Genomic DNA, 24729 nt, shown 5'->3' on the forward strand with positions numbered 1-24729 from the left:
TATCCAGGCTAATCAATAAAGTGCAAATTATTCAGCCAGCAAGGGTAACATTTACGTGCCTGCGAATTGAAGCTTAAATGTGGATTTATTCGCTAGTAATGCTGCACTATGAACACTGATTGAGCCAGTTAAGGTGAGGATTTAAGCGAATTCTGCTGTTTTAATGCAGATTGTCATTATCGAAGCGGGATTGCGGGATTTGCATTTTTGCTTTTGATTAACTGTGCTTAAATCAGTCAACCGGGTTTATTAAGGACAGGCATGAAGTTTCGCCGTAAAAACGATGGTCCTGCGCCAGAAATTTCACCGCTGCTGAGAAGCATAATGCTTTCAGGTGTATTACTCACTGTGGCGGTAATTGGATTAAATGTGTGGACGCTGCGGGAAGACTGGAATGAAACCGTCCGTAAAGCTGAGGATACGGCCGTGAATCTCTCACTTTCGCAGGCGCGGCAGGCTGACGATACGTTTCTGCAAACCGAACTTTCATTGCGCGAAGTACAACGTGAGCTTGAAAAGCAGCTCGCCACCACCGGTGCAGAGGGTAAGGCATTGAGTCAGACGATGCATCTCTTGCAGAGCCATCTGCCGCAACTTCACGGTCTGTTCTACTATGATGAGCGCGGCCGGTGGATAGCGACCTCGATGAGCAGGATACCGCCAGGTGTTGATAATTCCGATCGTGAGTATTTCGATTATCATCGTGCCAGCCCGCGCAATAACCTGCATATCGGCCCGGTCATTCGCAGCCGCACCACGCACGAACTGGTAATTCCGGTTACCCTGCGGGTCAACGATGCTTACAACGGTTTTAAGGGTGTATTGCTCGCCACCGTTAAAGTGGACTACTTTCGCCGTTTCTACAGCTACTACGAACTCAGTGATGGCGATGTGCTGGTGCTGATGCTGGCAGACAGTACGGTGCTTTACGCCCGGCCGATGCCCGATAGCTACATCGGCAAAAATCTTTCAGTGAGTCCGCTGTTCCTGAAGATCCTGGCCAATTCGGATAAAGGAAGCGGTCAATGGACGGCTGCGCTTGATGGTAAAAAGCGCATCTTCGGTTTTGTCCGCTCACAGCGATATCCGCTGGTGGTAGCCGCGGGCTACGATAAGCGTGCCCTCTTTAACTACTGGCTTAAGAGCTGGGTACAGGATCTGATTCTGAGTCTGGCTCTGCTACTTGTTATTCTTTTACTGGGTGCGTTTGTGCTGCGTCAGGTGCGCCATACGCTGCGTTATCAGCGTGAGCTGACACGATTACGCGATGAACTGACAGCAGCGAATCGCTCCCTGGAAAATCAGGCACAGAGTGACGGGCTGACAGGGGTTGCTAACCGTCGCCATTTCGACCACATGCTGACAGAAAGCCTGCTGAATGCGGAGCTGAGTGGCATGCCCGTGTCACTGATTCTGTTTGATATCGACTATTTTAAACGTTACAACGACACTTACGGTCATGTAGCCGGTGACGACTGTCTGAAAAAAGTGGCCACCGTTCTGAAACACGCCGCCCGGCGCAAAAACGAACTCACAGCCCGCTATGGCGGCGAAGAGTTTGCCATCATTTTGTCTGAACAACCGCTGTCCGCTGCGCTGGACCTGGCGGAGTCCATCATCGCAGCCGTCAATCTGCTCACTATTCCGCATATGACCACTGAGCTGCCGCAAAAGCACATTACCCTGAGTGCAGGCTGTGCCATGTATCTGGCTACTGATTCACAGCAGGGGAAACAGGCGCTGATAGAGCGTGCGGATGAGGCCTTGTATCGTGCGAAACGGGCAGGGCGCAACCGGGTGATGTGTGAAAAGCGCCCGGCTCAGCACGCGTGATCAAATTCTGAACTGCACCTGTGGCACGGTAATCGCTCAACCTCAACAGGGAGCGATCATGTCAGACGATACCGGTTTCACTCATCTTGCTTTACAGGTATGTGATTTAGAAAAAAGCGTAGATTTTTATCATCGTTATGCCGGGATGCAGGTAATACATCAGCGAGCACCGGGTATTGCGGAAGCGCAAAAAGTCGCATGGCTGTCTGACCTGACCCGACCTTTTGCTCTGGTACTGGTGCAATCTGATAACAGTAACGATACGCCACTGGGGCCTTTTGGTCATATTGGCGTAGCCTGCGGCAGTCGCGAAGAGATAGATGAAAAAGTGGCAATTGCGCGGCGCGAAGGTGTATTGCGACGCGATGCGCAGCAATCTGAAATACCCGTTGGTTACTGGGCATTTTTTGCCGATCCTGATGGTAATACGCTTGAACTTTCATTTGGTCAGCAGATCGGGTTGGCAATCATCAGGGCCCGTAAGTCCCCGTCGGTTGTGAATAGATAAAACGGCTCAGGTAAGTGAATAAAGCCTTTTATCTGCAACGCGATTACGCAGAGCATTTCGGTTATTACATTCAGGATAGTGTCTGTGCATGATTGTGTATGAAGGAGGATTCGCAGCGCATGAAAGGCAGGAAAAGTAGGTGTTGTTGATTGATATGTTTCTGTCTGTTGATGATAAAAAACCGCCTGGGTAATGCCAGGCGGTTATCATCCAGGCATTCTGAATTAGATCAGAAAATCGTCCAGCGATTTACCTGCATCGATGGCTGATTTAATAGCCGATGGGGTACGGCCCTGACCTGTCCACTGCTTAACGTCACCATTCTCGTCGGTATACTGATATTTAGCCGGACGAGGCGCACGTTTTTTCTTCTCAGCAGGCGCAGTGGGCATACCATTTAACAGTTCGTTAGGATCGATACCTTCCTGCAACAATAATTCACGATATTTTGCCAGTTTCTCAGCTTTTTCACGATTAGCCGCTTCAGAAGCCTGAGCTTCTTCACGTCGCTCACTGACCACAACAGACAGTTTTTCCAGCATTTCTTCCAGGGCAGCAAGGTCAAGCTCGCGAGCATTTGCGCGGAGGGTACGGATATTATTCAAGCTGTTGAGAGTGTCACTCATCAAAGTCACCATAGTCATGTTCAGATAATAAAAATACAGAGCGGGTTCACGCTGATGCTTTTCGTCAGACCTGCTTTTTTAAAATGCTTGCCTTCGAAGAATCATAATACAGAACCAATAGTTCAACTTTAACATATTAATCTGTTTCTGAGAGAGTTGAAACTCTATTGAACGCATGCTCGTTAAACAAAAGTAAATTTACGCCATTTTTTTACTTACTTCACTCAAAATGGCTAAAACCCGTATCATCTGAGAAGCAGAGTAATTTAGCGGGGCTATGGATTAATCGTGCTGATTTTTCTGTAGTGGCAGCGGAGTCGCTTCGCTATTCGCATGCTCGTCCTGATAAAGAGGATAACGTTAGCTGCAAAGCTCACACGAAGTTACCGTACAGGGCAATGCTGCTGTGCATAATTTCGCTGTAAAGATCCCGCTATAAATTATTTCACTCGTTTATTTACTGAAAAGCTGATTCAGCCTCACACTGGTAAGTTCATGATAATAATTTAATTTTCCTATGAATTTCTCTGTTTTCAGAAACGTAACATAACGCATAACAGCGCTGCAAAATTGTCTGCCGGTTGGTTTAAATATGCGTGAAATGTGCTGTGCACTCAAACTGCTGGGTAGCGGTTGAGCAGAATCATTGCCTGTCCCTTACCATTAAACTGATTATTTACGGTAATAATTACCCTTTGTTCATTCAGAGTCTGCAACTAATAACCTCATGGCATACTGTGGATTCAGGCCTGTGTGCCATTTTATCCAGGATTATTGCTTAAGACGCATTAAACTCAGCGCCTGGTTGAACAACTTCGACCAGGATTGATAAGTGGTTTGACAACGTGTTCTCGTCTCAAGTCCACCACGTAACGTATAGCAGAACAGAGTAATAATCGGCCCGGTGAGTGCGTGTATGAACGACGCTGTACTGTTGCCTGGTGTAATTAACCCTGTGGATTCTCATTTAAGCAGGGTTCATTCTTAGGTTACAGAGAGTAACGCAAGTTTAAATAGTTGCTAATGATAAGTTCGCACTATCAATCCGTTCTGGGGCTGAGCGGGTAAGGTCAGGCATCAGCATCATCTGATCTGAACGCGGTATACATGTTGCTAATGCAAACATGGGGAGGAATAACCTCAGTAAGCTACACTGAACAACACATGCGTTAACGTCAGCGCGATGATTACTTCTGCAGAGGTCTGAAGTGTTTAAGGGCAATAAAAAATCATTACCGGTTCGTTACTGTAAAACGTGTAACAAACCGATGTCATGGCGTAAAAAGTGGGAGAAGTGCTGGAATGAGGTTTTGTATTGCTCAGAGCGTTGCCGGCGTCAGCGTTCTGCGCAGCATAAAGATGATGCAGAAATAAACGCTGAGCGGAACAAGTAAAACTCAAAGGAACAGGCCAGGTTTTGACCTGGCCTCACAGACCTCTATTGCTGAACCTCAATCTGTTGCCAGCCTTTTTTAAACATGCAATCTTTCACCAGTATCTCGCGCTGACTTTCATTGGCGTCACTGGTGGAGTAGTCGGTATCAGTCGTCTTATCTTTACTGTCTTTCGAGGTGTATTTACCACTGACGATATTATCAGGCGGTAAATCCCGCAGCGCCTGAGCCTGACAGGCTGTTTCTGCGATGGTTTCCTGCTGCTCAGATGCATCGGGTTTGACCCATTTATATTGCACACATCCGGTCAGACAAAGAGTGAACAACATCAGCATCAAAGGTTTCATCATCTGTTCCTCAGCGACACCCGCCAGCCTTGAGGCGAGTTATTCAGTAAGGAAGCCAGTCTGGTCAACTGAACGTGCTTCCTCACCTGCAAAAATAAATTTTCAGCCGACATTAAAATGTCAGACCGCCACCAATGTACGGTCCATCGATCAGCGTATGACCTGGACGTCCATCTTTGCCATCGACACCCGCGTAGCGGTAGCCCACTTTTAAGACCAGTGGGCCTAAAGGTGACCAGCTGACGCCAGCGTTTGCTTCCACAAAATTCTTAACGCTGTTGGTCAGCTGTTCCGGCGCGGAATACCCCTCACCATAAATCGCAAAATCGGCAGGCAGATTGATTTTCACACCGCCGCCGACAGGAAATGCGACGCCGTTATCCCCTTTTTTGCCACCGATGTAGGTAGCTTTAACGCCAGCGGTCAGCATCACCGGACCCATTTCCAGGTTATAGCCGGTACCCGCCTGACCAATCTGCACACCATCTGCCGTATTTTTGATCCACTGGCTGTCCAGATAGAGTCCGCCGGAAGAACGGCCAATTTCAGCATCCAGCGCAGAGGTGTTTTTACCTTGTTCAGCATTCAGGCCAATGGCCATTGCAGATGAAGAAACACACAGCAGCAAACCAAGGCTAATTAGGGAAATTTTCATTGCTCATTTTTTCCACATCAGGAGTTTTCAGGGAATCAATCAATATCGTTGTTTAAAGCGATTTACTTTTGCACCATTTCTTTAACGTCATGCTGCTGCAACTGATGCATGTTTCCGTCCGCATCTTTATAGGAGAGCATGCCCGTTTCTTTATCTCTGACGGGTTTACCATGGGTGGTTATCATGTGGCCGTCATTGGTGGAGATGACATAATTGCCTGAGCAGGCGGAAATGGACATAACTGAAACCATCATCACGAAAGCGAAGGCAAATTTTCTGCCATAATTGAAAGATGTCATTTTACTTTCCACTCGTTGTTCTTTAAGAAGATGCGGCATTATTAGCTGTGTTTGTTAAACGACATGATAACAATCAAAGAGTACCGACCCGAATGCTCAAAAAAATGATCTGGATCATTTCCATAGTTTGCTCAGAAGAGGATTAATTATTGCACATTGTTTAAAAACTAAGGTGTTTAAATAAACGCATTGCACTTTTCTGGTTCCCAAAAGTGATATGCATGAAGAATCCTATCAAGTGCTAACCAATAATTTAACAATAGCGCCTTAATGACATGATGATTTAATGTTTCAAATTTTATGTTGTGGCTATTTTCCTTTTCGCTATATTGAACCGGCAATATCATTCTGATTAGTGTAATTTAACAAGGATTTAATATAGCTATGAAAAAAACAATTATCGCTTTTGTTCTGGTTGCTTCACCATTAACCGTGTTCGCTGCAACTGATTCCTGCAAAGATCAACTCGCAGATATTTCAGCTAAAAGCGAAATCGCTAAAATACATGGAAATAGTGCAGAAATTGCACGGCTCAATATTGCGCGTAACAAAATTGAAACCTATTGTACTGATGAGCGTCAGGCAACGCGTGCCTCTCATGATGTCAGTAAACGTGAGATGAAAGTCAAAAAAGCGGAACTTGAACTTCAGGAAGCACAGCAGGAACTGGCTGAGGCCAGAGTCGATGGACGTAGTGATAAAATCAGAAAAAAAATGACAAAGGTAGAAGAGAAGAAGCTGAAGCTTGAATCTGCAAAAATGGATTTAAAAGAAGCTGAGGCAGATGCTCAGAGACTGAACTGATATCCCACTATTTTCAGGCTCACTATGTGAGCCTGAAAACGTTTTGATGATCTCTGCCTCTTTCGTTATTAGTCACAACACCGTTTTTATAAGTGTCGCAATGCTATAAAAGACAGTTAGCTGTTTGTTCAGATGAGCAGTCAGTACCTGTCGCCACTCCCTATCTCCGTGGCACCAGAAAATCCCTCCCTGCAATCGGGGCGTGTATAATCAGCGTTACAGGTTTAAGTTAACTAGCTGAAATAAGACATAAAAAAAACCACTCAATCGAGTGGTTATAAACATTACAAAATACTTCATGAGCAAAGCTGCGATACAGAATAATTTAATACCGGGATATATCTATGCCAGAAAATGATAACTATCAACCTGCAGGCGAGCTAAGTAATTTGTGCGGAAATAGGTAGATATTAATTATCAGTATTGCCATATTGAAAACAGTGTTAAAGAGGTTATTTCCAACAAGAGGGTTTTAATTTATTGTTATACTTTGTTGATTGTTAACATAGATTCAACTTTGATTATTTTTTTAATGGTTTTATGGTGCGAGCGCCTTACTGATGACATTTTCAAAACACGTGCAGACAATAAAACTTCTTAAGATCCCGTTAAGATCTGGGATGTAAATTACCCTGGAAATTTAACGGAGATAAAAATATGAAAAAGATTATGTTGGCGGTGTTATTAGCAGGAATGAGTCTGGGTGTTTCTGCGCAGGAAGGATTTATTAATCCGGCAGGGCAGGGGTCTTCACAGGGCGGCTTTAAAGGCCCGACACCGGGTGTCGCTTCAGTGGCACAGGCTAAAACACTACGTGACGACGCATGGGTCGTTCTTGAAGGCAATATCATCCGACAGGTTGGTCATGAACTTTATGAATTTAAAGATGCCACTGGAACGATTTACGTCGATATCGACGACAAGCGCTGGATGGGACAATCATTGTCACCCGCTGACAAAGTCCGCATAGAAGGCGAAGTCGATAAAGACTGGAACAGCGTTGAAATTGATGTGAAAACGGTCCGTGTTCTGAAGTAACCTGTATTTACCACTGATATGGCAGTGACCTGAAGCCGGGCCACTGTCATTTTTATATGCACGTTCCCGGTTGGGTATTCCAGAGTAAGCAATAAATATTCACGAAGCCTGTCCGGCAGGATAGCGATGACAAAAACGTCAAGGTTTAACATCGGATGAGACGGTGCATTCACAACTTATAAAAATGGTACTGAATCAGTCCTGAAGCAGATATAGATTAGTTACAACACACTTGTTTGCGGATATCTGAACAGGCGATCTTCCTATGAAATGTGCATGTTTTTGGCCAAATCTAAGCGAGCCGTTCTGAAAATCCGAGTGCTCATTGACAAGCCGTCGGGCACGGCCCGAAGGGCCGTAATTGTTCTTTATAGTAAACCTGAATGATGTAACTAAAATTCTTCGTTATCTTCTTTTCGGAATTTCAAAATGGGGGACCATAGCGCCTGGATGAAATGAGAGGCAGATACTTTACACCCGGATTCGCTCAGGCAGGTACTATTGTACACAATGTCGTTATGATATGTTTGTCATACCTGAACTCTGAAGCCGCTCTGTAAACTGAGACATGTTTTACATGACAACCAGCTGGTCTGATAGTCCCTCACAGGTGAGTATTAAAGATAAAAAAGGTTTCTGAATCAGGATAGTTTCAGAAACCTTTTATCGATCACCGTTACGTCCGGCGAAGTAACCGTGTTAGCTGCTTCACATCAGCCGATCTGGAAAGCCATAAAGAGACCGTTGTTGAACCATGTTACTTTTTCACCCGCGCCATTAAGCATCCAACCAGCCTCACCAATGGATGAGTTATTCCAGTCTTTATTCTCTGTTGCACTGGCAAACCCCAGAGCATTGATACTTTTAGCGGCACGGTCATAGTTAAAGTAGCCCTGCGAATTCAGACCCGCATCATTCCACAAGCCAAGAAGTTTCGAGTGACCGATGTCAGCGCCACTTACGGTGATCACTTCTGAGATATACAATTCACGCATTTTAACATCCTTTTATGTCTGTATAATTTAACTGGTAACGCAGGGGAATTTTAGCAAGAAAGTACTGAGATTGTAGCTGACCTGAATGTCAATTATCATTATCAAAAGAAATTTAAAATAAATCGTAAATGGACTTTTTTTGATTGATTTGATAAGAGAAAGCATGCCTTTATGCAAGACCCGTCAGAATTGACATGTAATAATTTTATTTTTTCATCTTATGAAAACAAGATTTTTTGCGTACACAATTGCTGATTTAGTAAAATAAACTATATTGCGCGTCGTGATTTTTCCATTATTGCTTTACCTAAGCAACGAAACCAGTGATTATTTTTCCATAAGAATCATAACGTTTAGCGATTCACGTGCCTCCAGACGAGCCTGGAGGCTAATCTTTTTATAATGAATCTATATTTCACTTATTTAATTCGGATGGTTTTGATGTAATAGCAGAATTTTTTCATGTCAGTATTAACAGAACTCCAAAAATATTAATCCTTTTTTACGACAGAAATTCTGCGTATTTAAAAAATTTTTACTGATTAAAACAGTGTATGCCGCCACACGAAAGTTTGAGCAAAAAGACATCATGAAAGATATTCAGTCAGGCCAGGATAAAGGGGCAGAACAGCATCGCTCGCGATACCGTCTACTCCGCGTAAAACAATAATTATCGGATAAAAGAATCCCCTACTTGTGCCTGAGCATACCATTCCATTAACTCCCCAGCACCCGGCTCATTTTCGGCGGGTGCCCATGGTGCTGAGTCTTGTTCAGTCACAGGCTGGTAACCTCCGTGTTTAACCTCAAAAATAACGCCACCTTTATCCATCGATAACACCGCATGCCAGGTGCCGGCTTCCGTTTCCATGACCTTGCCCCCCTCTCCTAACATCACCCGTTGGGTCACATACCCATTTTCATCAAAATGTAATACCTGAAACCGCCCACAGAGCGAGGTCAGCAATTCAAAAGTATGCGGATGTCGGTGAGGGCGGACATAAGTGCCCGGCTCCATCGCGATGGCCAGCCGCTGCACCGGATCGCTCAATTCAGGGTGTAAATTACGATTGGCTCGTAAGCGAGGGGATTTCGCAGCCTCTTCGCTGAGATGCCGGAGGTCAGTAACAGTAATTTGTTTCATATAAGCCTTCTGGATTTTGGACAACTTACGACAATCAGGTTGCCGTAAGGCTTTTGCCATTCTCAACGGATGAATAACCTCTGCATTCGCGGAGCAGATTGTTGTCGGGATTATAGATGCTGCTCAAAGCTATAAAACTGACGATGAGAGTTCTCACAAACATCGCCTGTATCGCGTGATACCAGGTTACAGAAAGATGTTCTCTGTTTCCTAAACGAAAGCCATTCAGAGCACTTTTCCACTGTCTGCCTGAAGCCAGATCAAAAACCGAAACGCTTATCATTTATAGAATGAGTGTCTCTTACTCAAAGGCAGAGCGTGGTATGGCAATTAACATGGGCAGTACCTACCGAATTCTTGGTTATAAGCCATCAGTAAATTTCGCCTGGCGCCAGAAATTACTGACAATGGGCATGCTTCCAGGTGCTGTTATCGAAATCATTCGAGTAGCGCCAATGGGCGATCCGGTTCATATTCGTACCCGCCGTGTCAGCCTGGCGGTGCGACAGCGTGATCTGGCCGACATCATTCTGGAGGAAATCGCCTGATGAAAAAGATCACCATCGGATTGATAGGCAATCCCAACACCGGCAAAACCACACTGTTTAATCAGCTGACCGGTGCCCGCCAGCGGGTCGGTAACTGGGCGGGTGTCACGGTTGAACGTAAAGAGGGACAGTTCTTTACTGCACAGTCTGACGTCCGGCTCATCGATCTGCCCGGCACTCGCTCGCTGACTACGCTATCCGCTGAAAGCTCGATTGATGAGAGCATCGCCTGTCAGTATCTTTATCAGGATCATGCCGATGTAGTGATCAACGTCGTCGATGCTTCCAGTCTGGAAAGTAACCTGTTCCTGACCTTTCAACTGCTTGAGCTTGGCGTACCCTGTATTGTCGCTCTGAACATGCAGGATATTGCCGCAAGCCAGAACATCACTATTGATGCCGCAGCGTTGTCAGCCCGCCTGGGATGTCCGGTTGTTTCACTGACTTCAACCAAAGGCGACGGTATCGCTCAGCTAAAAACACTGATTGACCAGCCACATATTTATCGCGCTCCAGAGAAGGTGCCATATCCGGCCGCGATTGAAACCGCGATTGAGCAGCTCAGCCTGCAGATGTCCGGGTCTCTGACCCCGCAGAAAAGGTACTGGCTGGCATTGCAGTTGCTTGAAGGCGATATCAACAGCCAGAAACTTTGCCCGGAACTACTTCCAACCTTGCCTGAGATTATGGCGCGAGCGGGTGGCGATACGGGCGTGCAGATAGCCGATTATCGCTATCGTGCCATTAATGCGGTTTGTACGGCCGTCAGTAACATTCATCAGGCTATCCCGGCCAGTCTTACCCGCAGGATTGATAACATTGTGCTGGACCGCTGGCTGGGCATTCCGATATTCCTGGCCGTGATGTATGTGATGTTTGTTCTCTCGATTAATATCGGCGCGGCATTGCAGCCGCTGTTCGACGGCAGTTCGGTGGCGATATTCATTCATGGCGCACAATGGCTGGGATATGTCTGCCACTTCCCGGTTTGGCTGACGGTTTTTCTGGCGCAGGGGCTGGGTGCCGGTATCAATACCGTGCTGCCAATCATTCCACAGATTGGCCTGATGTTTCTGTTCCTCTCTTTCCTTGAGGATTCAGGCTATATGGCGCGCGCCGCCTTTGTGATGGATCGGCTGATGCAGTCACTGGGCCTGCCGGGAAAATCCTTTGTGCCACTGATTGTCGGCTTTGGTTGTAATGTGCCGGCGGTGATGGGTACAAGAACGCTCGACACGCCGCGTGAGCGTCTGCTTACGGTACTGATTGCGCCTTTTATGTCCTGCGGCGCGCGGCTGGCAATCTTTGCGGTGTTCGCCGCAGCATTCTTTGATGCTCACAGTTCCAGCCTGGTATTTTCACTCTATCTGCTGGGCATTGTAGTGGCGATTGCGACCGGACTGGTGCTCAAGCATACCCTGCTGGGTGGCGAAGCTTCACCGTTTATCATGGAATTGCCGGTCTATCACCGGCCTCATCTTAAAAGCCTGCTGCTGCAGACCTGGCAACGGCTGAAAATGTTTGTGGTGCGTGCCGGTCAGGTCATTATCCTGGTGAGTATGCTGATTGGTGTGCTGAGCAGCTTTGCATTCAACGGCCAGCTGGTTGATGACATAAACCACTCTGCGCTGGCGGCGACCAGCAAAGCAATCACGCCCGTGCTTTTGCCAATCGGGGTGACGCAGGATAACTGGCAGGCGACAGTGGGGCTGGTGAGCGGCATTATGGCAAAAGAGGTCGTGGTCGGTACGCTCAACAGTCTTTACACCACGGAGGCGATTCAGCGCAGCGTGTTTGACCCGCAGGCTTTTAACCTGGCAGATGAACTAAAAGAGGCGCTGACGGAAACCTGGGCGGGCCTGACCGCTGCATTCAGAATTGATGCACTGGCGCATCCCCTCGATGCCAGTAAAGGCGATGGTGAGATGGCATCCGGTTCTATGAGTGTGATGGCTACCAAATTTGGCAACGGCTTTGCCGCTTACAGCTACTTAATCTTTGTTCTGCTCTACGTTCCCTGCGTCTCAGTCATGGGCGCGATCGCCCGCGAGGCCGGGAAAAAATGGATGATGTTCTCATTCTGCTGGGGGCTTAACATCGCCTATACCATAGCGACATTCTTTTATCAGACCGTCACGTTTAACGAGCATCCTGTATTCAGTGCAGTCTGCCTGATAAGCGTTCTGTTGCTGAATGGAATCATCCTGCTGACACTGCGTAAAGCGGGAAACAGGGTGCTGGCAATACCGGTTATGCCTGATGAGGAAAAGATGGGGTGTCGCGGCTGCCATGGAAATTGTGATAAACAGAAAAGCTACGCGCAGTGATCGCAAAACCAGACTGGTACGCTGAGGGACCATCAAGACCATTACATACAGGCGCGTGAAAGGACTGTGCTCCTTGCCTGTGCAGGTTGACAGGCAAGGAGACATCACCCTGAGTCAGAGGCTGGCATCAGGATCTGCTGCTGACTGGCTCTTTGATTTGACTGGCTCACCCAGCACCTGCCGGAACCAGTGAGTCACTCTGGTAATAACCTCAGGCTGATACCAGCGGTAATCACCATGTTCAGCCCCTTCGATCAACACGTAATCAGCACGATTACCCGCTTTTTTAAGGGCGTTATAAAGATTTGCACTTTGTTCAGGAGAGACCAGCGTATCGCTGCTGCCATGCATAATTAAAAATGGCGGTTTAACGCCTTTCAGGTGACCCACTGGACTCGCATAAAGCGCTTTCTCAGGCTCATCGGTCACTGATGCCCCGGCGAATTCGCGGAACGCCGCACCATTAATCAGCAGCGCTTCGGTGACGGCAGGGGATTGATGCACTTTTTGTATCGCATCCGGAAAGCCTTCTCCGATGCTACGCAAATCAGAAATGCCATACAGCGTGGCCACAGCCTGTACATCTGAAGACTGGTCAGTGAAATCGCCTTTATCAAACGATTTATCCCCATTGGTGGTTCCCATCATCTGGGCGAGCCATCCCCCCGCCGAATCACCCAGAACCCCTATACGCGCCGGATCGATACCATACTCAGAGGCATGCTGGCGCAGAAATCGGACTGCCGCCTTAGCATCAACAACCGGCGCCGGAAAAATATCAGGAATAGTGCGATATTCAGCTGCGGCGACCACAAAACCCGCCTCTGCCAAGGCCAGCCGCATTGCAATAAACTTGTCACGTTCCGCTGACAGGAAACCCCCGCCGGGAAAATAGATAATCGCTGGTTTCAGATCATTGGTTCGTGGCACCAGCAGTGACATGTGCAATTGCCTGACAGAACGCACGCTTTTCACCTGGTGGTAAACCAGATCTCCAATATTGTCGATCTGGTCCTGACGGGTGTTAACCTGGAGAATCTCAGCACCCTGAGCATGACCTGGAAGCTGATCCTGACCGGATGCGATGGCTGTAGTAGCGACTGAAAGCATAACGACTCCCGACATTAAGAGGTGCCAGTTTCTCATATTTTTTGTCCTGTAATCATTTAAATGTTAATGGGATGCTTTGTGTAAGTGTCAGAATAAAGATTCTGGCTTATCAGACATTAGAAACAATGTGAATAAATTATTATTAACAGACTAAACCTGCGTTAATTTTAACGTCAGGCATCATTGATGATAAGGATAAGACAACCACAAAACGGATTAATTTCAGTAATTAAGCAATATTTCCAGGTTAATAATGTCATCGCATTTTTAGTATCGGCCATCCTTATCATTTCACCTATCATTCCCGCGCTGAAAAGATAAGACGGATTTTATTAAAGATACTAAATGGAGGTGTAAATGAAACTTACGTTTATGACATTGTTGTCTCTTTTCTCCTGTTGTGTAGCCGCGGAAACGGTTGGATACCGGGCTGAAATCGTCTATTTTAAAGCCGTTCCAGCAAAAGAAAAAGAAGCTAACGTGCACTATGAAGATGGCTATCTTATTGTTAAATATGGCTATATTTTAAAATCAGGTGATTATGCGACCATAAAGGACCAGCCTGTCGACCAGCTGATTAATTACAGCGGAAAAATTATCACACCCGGGTTCGTGGATACGCATGTTCATTATCCTCAAATCACCATGATCAGTGAATATGGTAAACAGCTTATTGGCTGGCTCAATACCTATACCTTTCCAACCGAAATAAAATTCCGCAATCATCACTATGCGTAACAACAGGCATCTGAATTTCTTGATCAGCTTGTCAACAATGGCACCACCACGGCACTGGTGTTTGCAACCAGTTCGCCAGCCTCCGTTGATGCATTTTTTGAGCCGGCAATAAAATGAAGTGATTGATAGCGTGAAGTCACGTCTTCAGGTGCAGAAAAGGCCGAGGGGCAGCGGCCTTTTCAATAATAATCAGCAGAAGACATCATGGCCGGTATAAACCGCTAACCGCCAGTACAAGGGTCATCACTGACCGCAATAATCCACGCATTATTGACTAAAAGGTCTGATTTTTTGACAGAGTCACAGCAAGTTGTAAGGGAGTAAAAAGAAATCAATCATATCAGCGGGATGAACGCGTCGGAGGACCGGCACCCTCTCATTCAGTACCGGCTTACACACAGGCTGTCCACTTTTTCTGTGGATAACTTGAGCCCGAATCATGGGCGTTCCGCTTTTTTATCGTTCTATGAGTCAGCAACATCCGGGGCCGCGTGCTGTTCCATAAATTCCACCATCGCACCTTTATGCGCATCCACATGACGGATATAACGCATCAGTGTCTCCGGTTTTTTCCAGGTGCCTTCCTGCATGATCCGGGCGATAGGATAGCCTTTATCAGCCATATCCTGAGCTGCGCCCACCCTGGCGCTGTGGCCACTCCATCCGGTATAACGATTTTTGTTAGCCTTCACTGCGCCGCCTTTTCCAGCAGTATGCCATGCACGGTCAAAGATCTGTTCCAGTGCCCGGGTGCTTATCGGCTTTGCTGAAATCATTGCCCGGCCAGATCGGTGTACAGCAGTAAACAGAAAGGCATCAGGCTGGCCGGATAGCCCGGCTGCATCGATCCACTCTTCCAGACGCTGAGTTGAACGGGCACTGAGCGCCTTGATCAATCCGCCGGTCTGCACAATCGTTTTTGTCCACGCCACATCCAGAATGATACGACCATCACCGGCACGCATCACATCACGCACCCGCAACCGTGACAGTTCACTGATACGCAGTAGCGTTGCATAGGCGACATGCAAAAAAGCCAAATCACGAAGTGCCTGAAGGTTATCAGAACCTGACCACTGTTTATCCAGTTCCATCAGGTCGGACAGCCTGAAAGGCACCGCCTGGCCAGCGCGCTCACCCTCCATCACGGCCACACGATTTATCTTCTTCATCGTACGATAAACCAGTGGCGAGAGATTGGGCACCGGCAACCCGGCGTTACGGTGTAACATCGAGATTAACGCAGCGTGTGAAGTGATCGTCGAGGAGGCCCGGCCGCTTTCAGCCAGAAAAGAGAGATAGTCGCGCAAATCCTCTGCACTCATTGGCAGGAAAGTACGCTGATTATCTTCTGACCACTGATTGCAGATTCGCATGACGCTAAGCAGCTGTCGCCAGGTATTGGGGGAAAATGCCTCTTTGTCCTGAACGAACTGCCTGAGCCGTTCGGTGATATCACTATTCCGGGTCACCGTCAGATGGGTTAACGGCACTATCTCGCTCATTTTTGCTCACTTATCAGTCAGAAAACGCGATGATCGCGCTACGTGAATTCTGAGAATTCATCAGGGGGATAACCGGTCAGAATTTACGTAGCGTTGCCATTTTGCAGGGTGATCTTTGCTGCTCTATATCATAACCCGACGACTTTCCTGTGTCATGACTTCGTATAAGAACAATTATACGAAGCCAGGTTAAGGTGCCGGATTCAGCCCGGTTTTGACCTGATTGACAGACGCTCAAATGGGTAGGGCAGTGAGACGTCCGGAACAACAGCCCACCCTGGGTTGATGAAGAAGCGGTTATTTCTGGCAAGGCATAAAATGAATAATTGAAGGAAAGTCTGAATAATGATTCAGTGAAATGGTGAAATAGTGACCTGATAAATACAATTTGATTAAAGTCAGCACTTCCAGTGCGCGGAGTATGGCGAAAAGGAAAGAACGTGAAGTGAAATTAACAGACCATTGAAGGTTGAAACTTTTATTATGTAAGCAGCCAGTTTAATTTAAAGATAATTGAAGGACCCTAAATGAAAATACTGTCTACCAGATCCGTTTTAGAACGCTTTGCTTACTGAATTTCTGGAATGGAATCTCCACATGCTAACCCGGCTATCATCCTATGAACAGTTCTTATTCACGTTATCCGGGAGCATATCTGCATCCTGAATCAGAATAAAAAACTAAATACTGACTTCGCAAAGATTTAAATATCAACTATTGGCGATCATACGTTATCCTCCAGCCTGAATAAAAAGCAACGTTGATGCTTTATGTCAGATAATTTATCGGATGAGACTGATAATTAACTTATTATCGAAAATTAATTTCTGGCAAGGTAACGGGCATTTCTTCCTGATGCGTTATTAAATTTTTCATGACTGCGTCTGAGTTAAGTCACAGAACGCTGTCATCACCAGGATAAAAAGAGGATATCTCATGAAAAAAACGTTATTGTCACTGTGCCTATTTGGCCTGTCCTGCGCACCGGCTATCACGCTGGCTCAACAGCCTGTGACCTGTGTTAAAGCATCTGAACAGGATGTTGCCAGCCTGTTTGATACCTGGAATAATACGCTGGCAACCGGCGATGCCACTAAAGTCTCTGAATTATATGTCAGCGATGCCGTGCTGCTGCCAACTATTTCAAACCATGTGCGCCTGACAGACCAGGAACGCATTGATTACTTTAAAGACTTCCTGAAAAAAGGCCCGAGCGGTAAAATTGATTCCCGCACCATCCGAATCGGCTGTAATAAAGCGATTGATGCCGGCGTTTATACTTTTACCTTCAAAGATAATTCGCACGTCACAGCACGTTATACTTTCACCTATGTCTGGGATGGCAAGGGCTGGAAGATCTCCACTCACCACTCTTCAGCTATGCCAGAGCCAGTAAGCCAGCCTTAACAACCGGTGTGGCAGGATGAAAACCAGCTTCACAATGCGAAGCTGGTTTTATTAATTCCGCCATTTCAGAATTTTAGATAACTGCCGATTTTTCCTGGCAAAAAATTATTTCATGGTGTAATCCCTTAAAAAAATTTCACACCTGAATTCTTGTGATTACCTTATAAGGCTCATTGGTACTAAAACACGTAACCCCATTATCATGGTTCGGTTAACATTAATAAATGTTATCGCCAGACGGCGCTCGACTGCATTATCAGCCTGAACACCGCCGCTGCGTCATATTCATCTATCATCAATATGCTTAATCACCGTTGCCGATCTGCCAGATAAATGTCGGATCGTTGCCATTTACCTCCCAGTCACCCACGTTGCGGATTTTGTAGATCACCGGGTTGTGTGATGACACTGTGCGGGCGTTGCGCCAGTGCCGATCCAGCGCCTTGCTGACGCGGGTATCGGACGCGCCCAGCGCATTGAAGAACTCCGTGGCAGCTCGCGTCACTAGCTCCACCGCGACTACCTGCGCCCGGGCGGACTCCACCTCTGCCTGAACGTTCGCCGCGTGAAGCTCCGCTTCATTCGCACCGCTCAGTTGCAGTTCAAATGCCCGTTGCAGTGAGTGGGTCGACCGATCAACGGCGGCTTCAACGGCCCAGATCCAGCTGCTGATCTGACCGACAACCTGCAGCACCTGCACATCCTGCTTAACCTGAGGCGCATTGCCGTGGCTGTACATCCGTTTACGCTGCGCGACCCCCTGTGACGCATCGCGTACTACGGCCCGGCCTATACCCGCCAGCGTGGCTAATAACACATGCTGATAAAATGCGGTCTGATAGCGAAAGCGCTCACTGAAATCATAAACATGCGGCTGCTCCACGCGGGCATGATGAAAGCGTGTGGTGCCACTGCCGGTCAGCCGCTGCCCGAAACCATCCCAGTCATCATCACGTTCCACCTCTTTCTGATGCGTGTTCACCAGCGCGATGACGTCGCGGCCGTTGTCAGTCCGCTGTGCATAGACATCAATCCAGTCCGCATAGAGCGTGCCGGTGCTGTAAAACTTCTCACCGCTGATCCGCCATTCTCCCTCTGCCGGTGAGACCTGGGTGTTGACCTCACCCAGCTTAACCGCTCCGATTTCACTCCAGCCACTGCCCACCAGCTCACCATCTACGAAACGGCGGAACCAGCGCCGCCGCTCTTCACTTTCTGGCTGGTTCAGGCGATCCTCAATAAAAGCGAAGTGCGCACGCAGCGCCTGTGGCAGATTCGAATCCGCTTCAGCCAGCGCGGTCAGCAGGGAAAAGAGCTGCGGCAGCGAGACGCCGAAACCGCCTTCTTCTTTAGGGATACGCAGGGTGCCAAACCGCGCCTCCTTCAGCCAGCGGATCGGCTCATGCAGCAGAGTACGGTTGATTTCACGCGCGGCGGCACCTTCAGCAATACGGTTGAAGAGGGGCCGGAAATGTTCGGTCAGCGCGGCAAATTCAGTATGGGTTAAGTCAGACATGTTCTTCTCCTGTTGCAGGTTGTTCATCAATGTCCTGTCGGGTCGGTTCAAACCGGATAATCAACAGGAAAATAATGGGGATAAGGGCGGCGAGAGAGACGATCCAGAACATGTTGGTGCCATAACGGGCCTGCAGAATGGGCAGGATAAATAGCGCCAGCGCACTGCCGATGCCGGAGAGCGAGCGACTAAAGCCCACGCCGGTTGCACGAATGTGGGTCGGATAGGATAGCGCCGGATAGATCATCAACTGCGCGCCGGGTCCAAATCCTTCGGCAAACAGCCAGAGTCCCAGCATCAGTACGGCAAATACCACGCCGATAGTCGCCTGCGGATGACCGATCAGCGCCAGCGAGATTAGCGCGATAAACTGCAGCGCAAAACCCGCAATCGCCACATGCCTGGAGGGAAATTTCCATGCCAGTCGCATCCCCAGCAGACCGCCGGTAAAGGCGAACAGCGCGTTCAGCCCCAGTGAGGCCGAGATGGTTTCAAACACGCCCGCGCCCAGAAATTGCGCCAGGATAGATGGCAGGAAGAAAGCAATGGCGGTGTACTCAAAGGCGATACAGACGTTCATTACTGCGCTGACGATGGTGCGTTCAAGGTATGGCTTCTGAAACAGCACGCGGAAACTCACCTTCGGGGCCGCTTTCACGGTTTCGGTTTTTTCGGGCTGCTCTTCATGCGCAATAATGCCGTAGGAGTCGCGCAGGATACGAACTGCTCCGCTCAGGTCTCCCTGATTGGCTGCCCACAGCGGTGACTCATTCATAAACTTGCTGCGTACCGCGATAATGAGCAGGGCCGGTACCGCGCCAAACAACAGCGAGGCGCGCCACAACCAGTCGATGTGTTCTGCAGGTAGCAGGAAATAGAGCGCAAAAATAATAAAGAAGCAGGCAGATGACGCGGCATACCACATCGGGCACCAGGCGGCGAGGCGCGACGCTTTGTTCCCTTTGCCGGAGAATTTAGAGAACTCCGCCAGGTAGGCCATGGCAACCGGCAGATCGATTCCTACCCCGATTCCCATCAGAAAACGCGCGCCAATCAATACCCAGACGTTGGGCGCCAGACCCGCAGCTATCGCAGAGACCACAAAGAACAGCATGTCCGCCATAAACACCGAGTAGCGGCCATATTTATCGGTCAGCCAGCCGCCAACCAGGTTACCGACGATGGTGCCGATCATAATTGAAGAGGTCACCAGTCCGGTCAGCACCGGGGTTAAGCCAAACTCTTTCACCACATCGTCAATACCATAAGAGAGCGTGGTGAGATCGTAGGCATCAAGAAATACACCGCCCAGCGCCAGGAACACAATCCAGCGGGCGTAGCTGTTTTTCTCGGTATTACTGTTGATCAGCCGGGCTACATCACTCACCGAACGAACCGGCGTGGAGTGGGGCGGCGGGGCAGTCAGGGTGTTGTCAATCTCTAATGTACTCATCATATCCTCGTTATTATATTCAGCAGGTAACGAGGGTTTTATAGGCATTCCCGGCTCAGTAAACAACCAACAAATAACGATAACTATTTCAGTATATTCAATAAGTTAATCATTAAAACACGACCACGACAGACGCCGGATGAATAGCAGGATTCATCCGGTACGAATTAAAGCATTACTCTTTTCCTGACCTGAAATCGGCGCTTTTCTCAGCCGTTAATAAATCTGTTAAGCGATGACTGAGACTATTAACCGGCAGATTTCATCCTGATTTTTCAGCGCTATTTACCCGAGTTTCTGCGTCAGCGTTACGACGATAACCGGCACCCGGGTGCGGCAACGCCAGCCGCGGCCCCTGGCCAAATAACTTTTCACGCAGCGTACCGGGCTGATACTCCTGCTTGTAGACGCCACGCTTTTGCAGTTCCGGCACCAGCAGTTCCACCACGTCAGTAAAGGTTTCGTGCGTCACGGCGTAGGCGAGGTTAAAACCATCGACGTCTGTCTCTTCGACCCAGCTTTGCAGCTCATCGGCCACCGTTTCGGCGCTGCCCACCAGCAGCGGACCAAATCCGCCAATGCCCACCCAGTCTGCCAGACCCTGCACCGTCCATTGGCGGTTGGGGTCGGCGGTGGAGAAGGTCTCAACCGCCGACTGAATGGCGTTGGTGTGCAGATGTTTTAGCACCTGATCCGGCTGATACTGCCCGAAATCGATACCGGTCCAGCCTGAGATCAGCGCCAGCGCGCCTTCGTAACTGACATAGCGTTTGTACTCCTGCCATTTCGCCTGCGCCGCCAGGTCGGTTTCACCCACAATCGCCGTCTGCAGATTGAAGATCAGTATGGAACGGGGATCGCGTCCCGCCTCAGCGGCCCTGCGGCGAATATCTGCCACAGTTTTCTTCAGCAGTACTTTCGACGGTGCCGCGACAAATACACATTCAGCATGCTCTGCTGCAAAGGCTTTCCCGCGGCTGGAGGCTCCGGCCTGGTATAGCACCGGCGTGCGCTGCGGTGACGGCTCGCAAAGATGAATGCCCGGCACCTGGAAAAACGTTCCCTGATGGTTAATCGGATGGATTTTATTGGGGTCGCTGAAAATATGACGTTCACGATCACGCAGGACAGCGTCGTCTTCCCAGCTTCCTTCCAGCAGCTTATAGATAACCTGCAGATACTCATCGGCGTAGTCGTAGCGCGCATCGTGGTCGGTCTGAGCCTGATGCCCGATATTGCGCGCACCACTTTCCAGATATGAGGTGACAATATTCCAGCCAATACGGCCTTTGGTCAGATGATCCAGGGTCGATATTCGCCGCGCAAACGGGTAAGGATGTTCAAACGACAGCGAGGCGGTCAGGCCAAAGCCCAGGTGTTCCGTCACCATGGCCATCGGCGTGATTAACGCCAGCGGATCGTTTACCGGTACCTGTGTAGCCTGACGGATGGCGGCATGGTTATTACCGTTGAGCACGTCATAGACACCCAGCACGTCAGCAATAAACAGCCCATCAAATTTACCGCGTTCCAGCAGGCGTGCTAAATCGGTCCAGTACGCCAGGTCTTTGTACTGCCATGAGCGGTCGCGGGGATGCGCCCATAAGCCGGGTGACTGATGACCGACACAGTTCATATCGAAAGCATTCAGGCGAATTTCACGTTGCGATGACATAGCGACTCCTGAGCGGATGCGGCAATTGCTTGCCGCCCACCTTTTAATGTGTGTTTTATAAGGAAGATTCAGTAGGTGAGTGAGTCGGGACATCGCTCGCTGAAGGGTAGCGGCGGGGCGGCGAGGAGCTGTCGTGCAACGGACTCGGCATGTTCCGCCACCTGCGGTAATCCCATCAGCTCGCCAAAACGACCCCGTGCGGCAGGCCCGGCAATATACAGTCCGGGATTAGCTTCACCGTTCACATTCAGCGTCTGAGACAGCGCATTAACCTGGATCCCCAGCGCCAGCGAGTCAGGCTGGATCACGCCATCGCCATGGAGCTGACGCAGCAGCGCATTGCTGTTAAGCAGCGCGTTGTGTGCAGGGCCGGTGGTGACAAGGACTTTCTCCACCTCTAGCATGTGTGATTGCGCACCACGCAGGCGCAGCGTCAGCCGGAGCGTTGCGCCACCCGATTCAGCGGCGATAAGGCGCGCCGCCAGCAGATTCAGCTGACCGCTGGCCTGCTGCTGGCTGAGAACCTGGCTCACCTGTGGCGCAATACGATAGCGATGAACATCCCACCAGGGACGGAGATGATGCAGAAAGCGCTGCTGCTCGTGCAGCGACAGACTCTGCCAGATGCGCTGACCGTTACGGCGAATATCATCCAGCACCAGCTGCCAGGGCAGATTCAGCGCCGCCGCCTGTTTAACTTCCTGTCGCACACGATGCAACCAGCCGCGCGCGGTAGCAGGTTGCGGCTGACTGAAATCCAGGGCGTAAGTCTCATTGTTGCCACTCAGATTGGCACGCGGCAGCTGGCCACGACGGGAGAAGACGGTAATCTTTCCACGGTGCTGCTGGCGATGCAGCGAGGCCACCACGTCAGACATCGTCAATCCTGAACCGATAATCGCGACCCTGTCGTCAGGAGCCACCTGAGCCAGCGCATCGCGCTGCCAGGGATTAGCAATCAAAGCCGGATGGCCCTGTAGCGGCTTCAGCAGAGCAGGCAGATCCGGTGGGGGATGGCTGATCGCCAGCACTACCTGATCGGCATGAATTTGCTGCCCGGAGGCCGTGGTCACCACGCCATTCTTAAAGGCAACCGCACTGTCACGCAGATGACTCAGTTTTACCGGCGAATGCTGCTGCTGATGCACAAACTGCGCATTGACCCAGCGCCCGAACTCACCACGCTGCGGGTAGACGTTGTCGTCATGCCACAGTGCCTCCGGGTCGTTGTTAAAAGCAGGAGAGGCGCGATAGTCGCAATCAAATGCCCCTTCTTCATCACCGGCAAGCTGCATTCTGGTGGCAGGCACATTAATGCGGTGAGCTGGATCGGTGGTGCCGTATGCCACGCCCTGCGCCAGCTGCGCGCGGGGTTCAATTACCGTCACCTGCAACCCCGCCTGGCCAGCCCGTGCCAGATGGATCGCCAGCGCGGTGCCGGTGAACCCGCCGCCGATAATGACAATCTGCTGTTGTGACATAAGCGAGCCTTTTTCCTGTTAACTGACTAGCTGGCGCTGGTCTGTTTAGCCGGGCGACGGTCGCCGCCGATGGTTTCACCAAACGGACCGGTGTTGACGCTGCGCTGTTTCTTTTCGGCGTTGGCGGCCAGCGGCAACAACGGCATTACCAGCTCAGCAAAGCGGTGTGCCTCTTCAAGATGCGGATAGCCGGAGAAGATAAAGTTCTCAATGCCCAGTGCCTGATACTCCCGGATGCGATCGGCAACCTGCTGCGGATTGCCGACCAGCGCAGTTCCTGCACCGCCGCGCACCAGGCCAACGCCCGCCCAGAGATTGGGACCGATGCGCAGGCTCTCACGCGACCCCTGATGCAGGGCACTCATCCGCGCCTGACCGGTGGAGTCCATGCGGGCAAAGATTTTCTGCGCGGCGGCGATAGTTTCTTCATCCAGGTGAGAAATCAGCCGATCGGCCGCCGCCCAGGCTTCCTCTTCCGTTTCACGTACTATGACATGCAAGCGGATGCCATAAGAGAGCGTACGGCCCTTCTCCTGCGCCCGCTGACGAACCACCGCCAGCTTCTCCGCGACCTGTTCAACCGGCTCGCCCCACGTCAGATAGGTGTCGATCTGATTTGCCGCAATGTCGATAGCTGCCTCCGACGAACCACCAAAATAGAGTGGCGGACCGTCTTCCTGCACTGGCGGGAAGAGGATCTCAGCGCCTTCCACGCGAATATGCTCACCTTCAAAGTCTACCTTCTCGCCTTTCAGCAGGCGGGAGTAAACCTCAAGAAACTCTTTGGTCACCTGATAGCGCTCTTCATGACTCAGGAAGATGCCATCACCTTTGTTCTCCACCGGATCGCCACCCGTGACCACGTTGATCAGCAACCGGCCGCCGGAAAGACGGTCCAGCGTTGCCGCCATGCGCGCCGCCAGGCTGGGCGGTTGCAGGCCGGGACGCACGGCCACTAAATAGCGCAGCTTTTTGGTGATCGGTGCCAGTGCCGAGGCGACCAGCCATGAATCCTCGCAGCTTTTACCGGTCGGGATTAACACACCGTAGTAGCCCAGATTATCTGCCGCCAGCGCAACCTGCTGTAAATAGGGTAAATCGACTGCTCTGCCGCCTTCGGTGGTACCCAGATAGCGCCCGTCGCCGTGAGTAGGCAGAAACCAGAAGAGGTTGGGATTTTCCTGTGTCGCATGGCTCATTAGCAGATTCCTTTATAACGATATTCGAATTTATCACATAGGGTTAATCCCTTTGGTTATATATCCCCTAGCAGGATGCGTGCCAGTGCGGTTAAATAATTTTATTTTTAAAATTCAATGATTTATC

General features: G+C 49.6%; 22 protein-coding genes. 9 read left to right on the forward strand and 13 right to left on the reverse strand.

Annotated elements, in window-relative coordinates; all coding sequences use genetic code 11:
* The first annotated feature begins 261 nt into the window (after window positions 1-261).
* Window positions 262-1833 (forward strand): sensor domain-containing diguanylate cyclase, encoded by a 1572-nt coding sequence (locus tag ACTJKZ_RS18820; RefSeq protein WP_161736737.1) that lies wholly within the window; start codon window positions 262-264, stop codon window positions 1831-1833.
* 55 nt (window positions 1834-1888) lie between these two features.
* Window positions 1889-2341, forward strand: a complete 453-nt coding sequence (locus ACTJKZ_RS18825) for a VOC family protein (protein ID WP_262390935.1) — start codon at window positions 1889-1891, stop codon at window positions 2339-2341.
* 224 nt (window positions 2342-2565) lie between these two features.
* Here ACTJKZ_RS18825 and ACTJKZ_RS18830 read toward each other — a convergent pair whose 3' ends face one another.
* On the reverse strand, window positions 2566-2967 hold the full coding sequence (locus tag ACTJKZ_RS18830) for an H-NS family histone-like protein (protein WP_098049800.1): 402 nt from the start codon (window positions 2965-2967) through the stop codon (window positions 2566-2568).
* Between the two features lie 1208 nt (window positions 2968-4175).
* On the opposite strand from ACTJKZ_RS18830, the gene ACTJKZ_RS18835 reads away from it, so the two are divergent.
* Window positions 4176-4361: a DUF2256 domain-containing protein gene (locus ACTJKZ_RS18835; protein WP_135911148.1), complete on the forward strand. Its 186-nt coding sequence runs from the start codon at window positions 4176-4178 to the stop codon at window positions 4359-4361.
* A 44-nt stretch (window positions 4362-4405) separates the two neighbouring features.
* On the opposite strand, the gene ACTJKZ_RS18840 is transcribed toward ACTJKZ_RS18835, so the two are convergent.
* The 3 genes from ACTJKZ_RS18840 to ACTJKZ_RS18850 form a co-directional block, all read right to left on the reverse strand.
* Window positions 4406-4711, reverse strand: a complete 306-nt coding sequence (locus tag ACTJKZ_RS18840; protein WP_371876259.1) for a hypothetical protein — start codon at window positions 4709-4711, stop codon at window positions 4406-4408.
* A 109-nt stretch (window positions 4712-4820) separates the two neighbouring features.
* Window positions 4821-5363 carry a YfaZ family outer membrane protein gene (locus tag ACTJKZ_RS18845; protein ID WP_222925698.1) on the reverse strand — a complete coding sequence of 181 codons (543 nt, stop codon included), beginning with the start codon at window positions 5361-5363 and terminating at the stop codon, window positions 4821-4823.
* Between the two features lie 62 nt (window positions 5364-5425).
* Entirely contained in the window at window positions 5426-5662 is a 237-nt protein-coding gene (locus ACTJKZ_RS18850) for a YgdI/YgdR family lipoprotein (protein WP_161736740.1), read from the reverse strand.
* Between the two features lie 384 nt (window positions 5663-6046).
* On the opposite strand from ACTJKZ_RS18850, the gene ACTJKZ_RS18855 reads away from it, so the two are divergent.
* The gene (locus ACTJKZ_RS18855; RefSeq protein WP_253418486.1) at window positions 6047-6466 is read left to right on the forward strand and encodes a DUF1090 family protein; all 420 of its coding nucleotides are present in this window, start codon (window positions 6047-6049) and stop codon (window positions 6464-6466) included.
* A gap of 657 nt (window positions 6467-7123) precedes the next feature.
* Entirely contained in the window at window positions 7124-7504 is a 381-nt protein-coding gene (locus tag ACTJKZ_RS18860) for a YgiW/YdeI family stress tolerance OB fold protein (RefSeq protein WP_222925699.1), read from the forward strand.
* Between the two features lie 713 nt (window positions 7505-8217).
* Here the strand turns inward: ACTJKZ_RS18860 and ACTJKZ_RS18865 are convergent.
* Window positions 8218-8499: a hypothetical protein gene (locus ACTJKZ_RS18865; protein WP_440829927.1), complete on the reverse strand. Its 282-nt coding sequence runs from the start codon at window positions 8497-8499 to the stop codon at window positions 8218-8220.
* A 670-nt stretch (window positions 8500-9169) separates the two neighbouring features.
* Window positions 9170-9643, reverse strand: coding sequence for a WbuC family cupin fold metalloprotein (locus ACTJKZ_RS18870; protein ID WP_222925700.1), 474 nt, complete (start codon window positions 9641-9643; stop codon window positions 9170-9172).
* 323 nt (window positions 9644-9966) lie between these two features.
* Between ACTJKZ_RS18870 and ACTJKZ_RS18875 the strand changes: the two genes are divergently transcribed.
* Together ACTJKZ_RS18875 and feoB are read left to right on the forward strand one after the other, a co-directional pair.
* The gene (locus ACTJKZ_RS18875; RefSeq protein ID WP_222925701.1) at window positions 9967-10191 is read left to right on the forward strand and encodes a FeoA domain-containing protein; all 225 of its coding nucleotides are present in this window, start codon (window positions 9967-9969) and stop codon (window positions 10189-10191) included.
* Window positions 10191-12518, forward strand: a complete 2328-nt coding sequence (gene feoB / locus ACTJKZ_RS18880; protein WP_161736461.1) for a Fe(2+) transporter permease subunit FeoB — start codon at window positions 10191-10193, stop codon at window positions 12516-12518. The genes ACTJKZ_RS18875 and feoB overlap by 1 nt, the downstream gene beginning before the upstream one ends.
* A 114-nt stretch (window positions 12519-12632) precedes the next feature.
* Here the strand turns inward: feoB and ACTJKZ_RS18885 are convergent, their stop codons facing one another.
* Window positions 12633-13664 (reverse strand): alpha/beta hydrolase, encoded by a 1032-nt coding sequence (locus ACTJKZ_RS18885; RefSeq protein WP_161736460.1) that lies wholly within the window; start codon window positions 13662-13664, stop codon window positions 12633-12635.
* A 321-nt stretch (window positions 13665-13985) separates the two neighbouring features.
* Between ACTJKZ_RS18885 and ACTJKZ_RS18890 the strand changes: the two genes are divergently transcribed.
* Window positions 13986-14366 (forward strand): hypothetical protein, encoded by a 381-nt coding sequence (locus ACTJKZ_RS18890; protein WP_222925703.1) that lies wholly within the window; start codon window positions 13986-13988, stop codon window positions 14364-14366.
* Between the two features lie 464 nt (window positions 14367-14830).
* Here the strand turns inward: ACTJKZ_RS18890 and ACTJKZ_RS18895 are convergent, their stop codons facing one another.
* A complete protein-coding gene (locus ACTJKZ_RS18895; protein WP_222925704.1) occupies window positions 14831-15871 on the reverse strand; it encodes a tyrosine-type recombinase/integrase in 1041 nt (346 codons plus the stop codon).
* A gap of 936 nt (window positions 15872-16807) precedes the next feature.
* Here ACTJKZ_RS18895 and ACTJKZ_RS18900 point away from each other — a divergent pair.
* Window positions 16808-17278, forward strand: a complete 471-nt coding sequence (locus tag ACTJKZ_RS18900; RefSeq protein WP_161736457.1) for an SgcJ/EcaC family oxidoreductase — start codon at window positions 16808-16810, stop codon at window positions 17276-17278.
* A 304-nt stretch (window positions 17279-17582) separates the two neighbouring features.
* Here the strand turns inward: ACTJKZ_RS18900 and ACTJKZ_RS18905 are convergent, their stop codons facing one another.
* From ACTJKZ_RS18905 to ssuD, 5 genes are all read right to left on the reverse strand, one after another.
* Window positions 17583-18794, reverse strand: coding sequence for a monooxygenase (locus ACTJKZ_RS18905; protein ID WP_253418475.1), 1212 nt, complete (start codon window positions 18792-18794; stop codon window positions 17583-17585).
* Window positions 18787-20247 (reverse strand): MFS transporter, encoded by a 1461-nt coding sequence (locus tag ACTJKZ_RS18910; RefSeq protein WP_161736464.1) that lies wholly within the window; start codon window positions 20245-20247, stop codon window positions 18787-18789. The genes ACTJKZ_RS18905 and ACTJKZ_RS18910 overlap by 8 nt, the downstream gene beginning before the upstream one ends.
* Before the next feature lie 262 nt (window positions 20248-20509).
* A complete protein-coding gene (locus ACTJKZ_RS18915) occupies window positions 20510-21922 on the reverse strand; it encodes an LLM class flavin-dependent oxidoreductase (protein WP_440829928.1) in 1413 nt (470 codons plus the stop codon).
* A 68-nt stretch (window positions 21923-21990) separates the two neighbouring features.
* Window positions 21991-23403, reverse strand: a complete 1413-nt coding sequence (locus tag ACTJKZ_RS18920; protein ID WP_440829929.1) for an FAD/NAD(P)-binding protein — start codon at window positions 23401-23403, stop codon at window positions 21991-21993.
* Between the two features lie 26 nt (window positions 23404-23429).
* Entirely contained in the window at window positions 23430-24602 is a 1173-nt protein-coding gene (gene ssuD, locus ACTJKZ_RS18925) for an FMNH2-dependent alkanesulfonate monooxygenase (protein ID WP_222925708.1), read from the reverse strand.
* Between the last annotated feature and the right edge of the window lie 127 nt (window positions 24603-24729).

The organism is Pantoea sp. 22096, from assembly GCF_052045955.1.
In the GTDB taxonomy this organism is placed as follows: domain Bacteria; phylum Pseudomonadota; class Gammaproteobacteria; order Enterobacterales; family Enterobacteriaceae; genus Pantoea; species Pantoea alfalfae.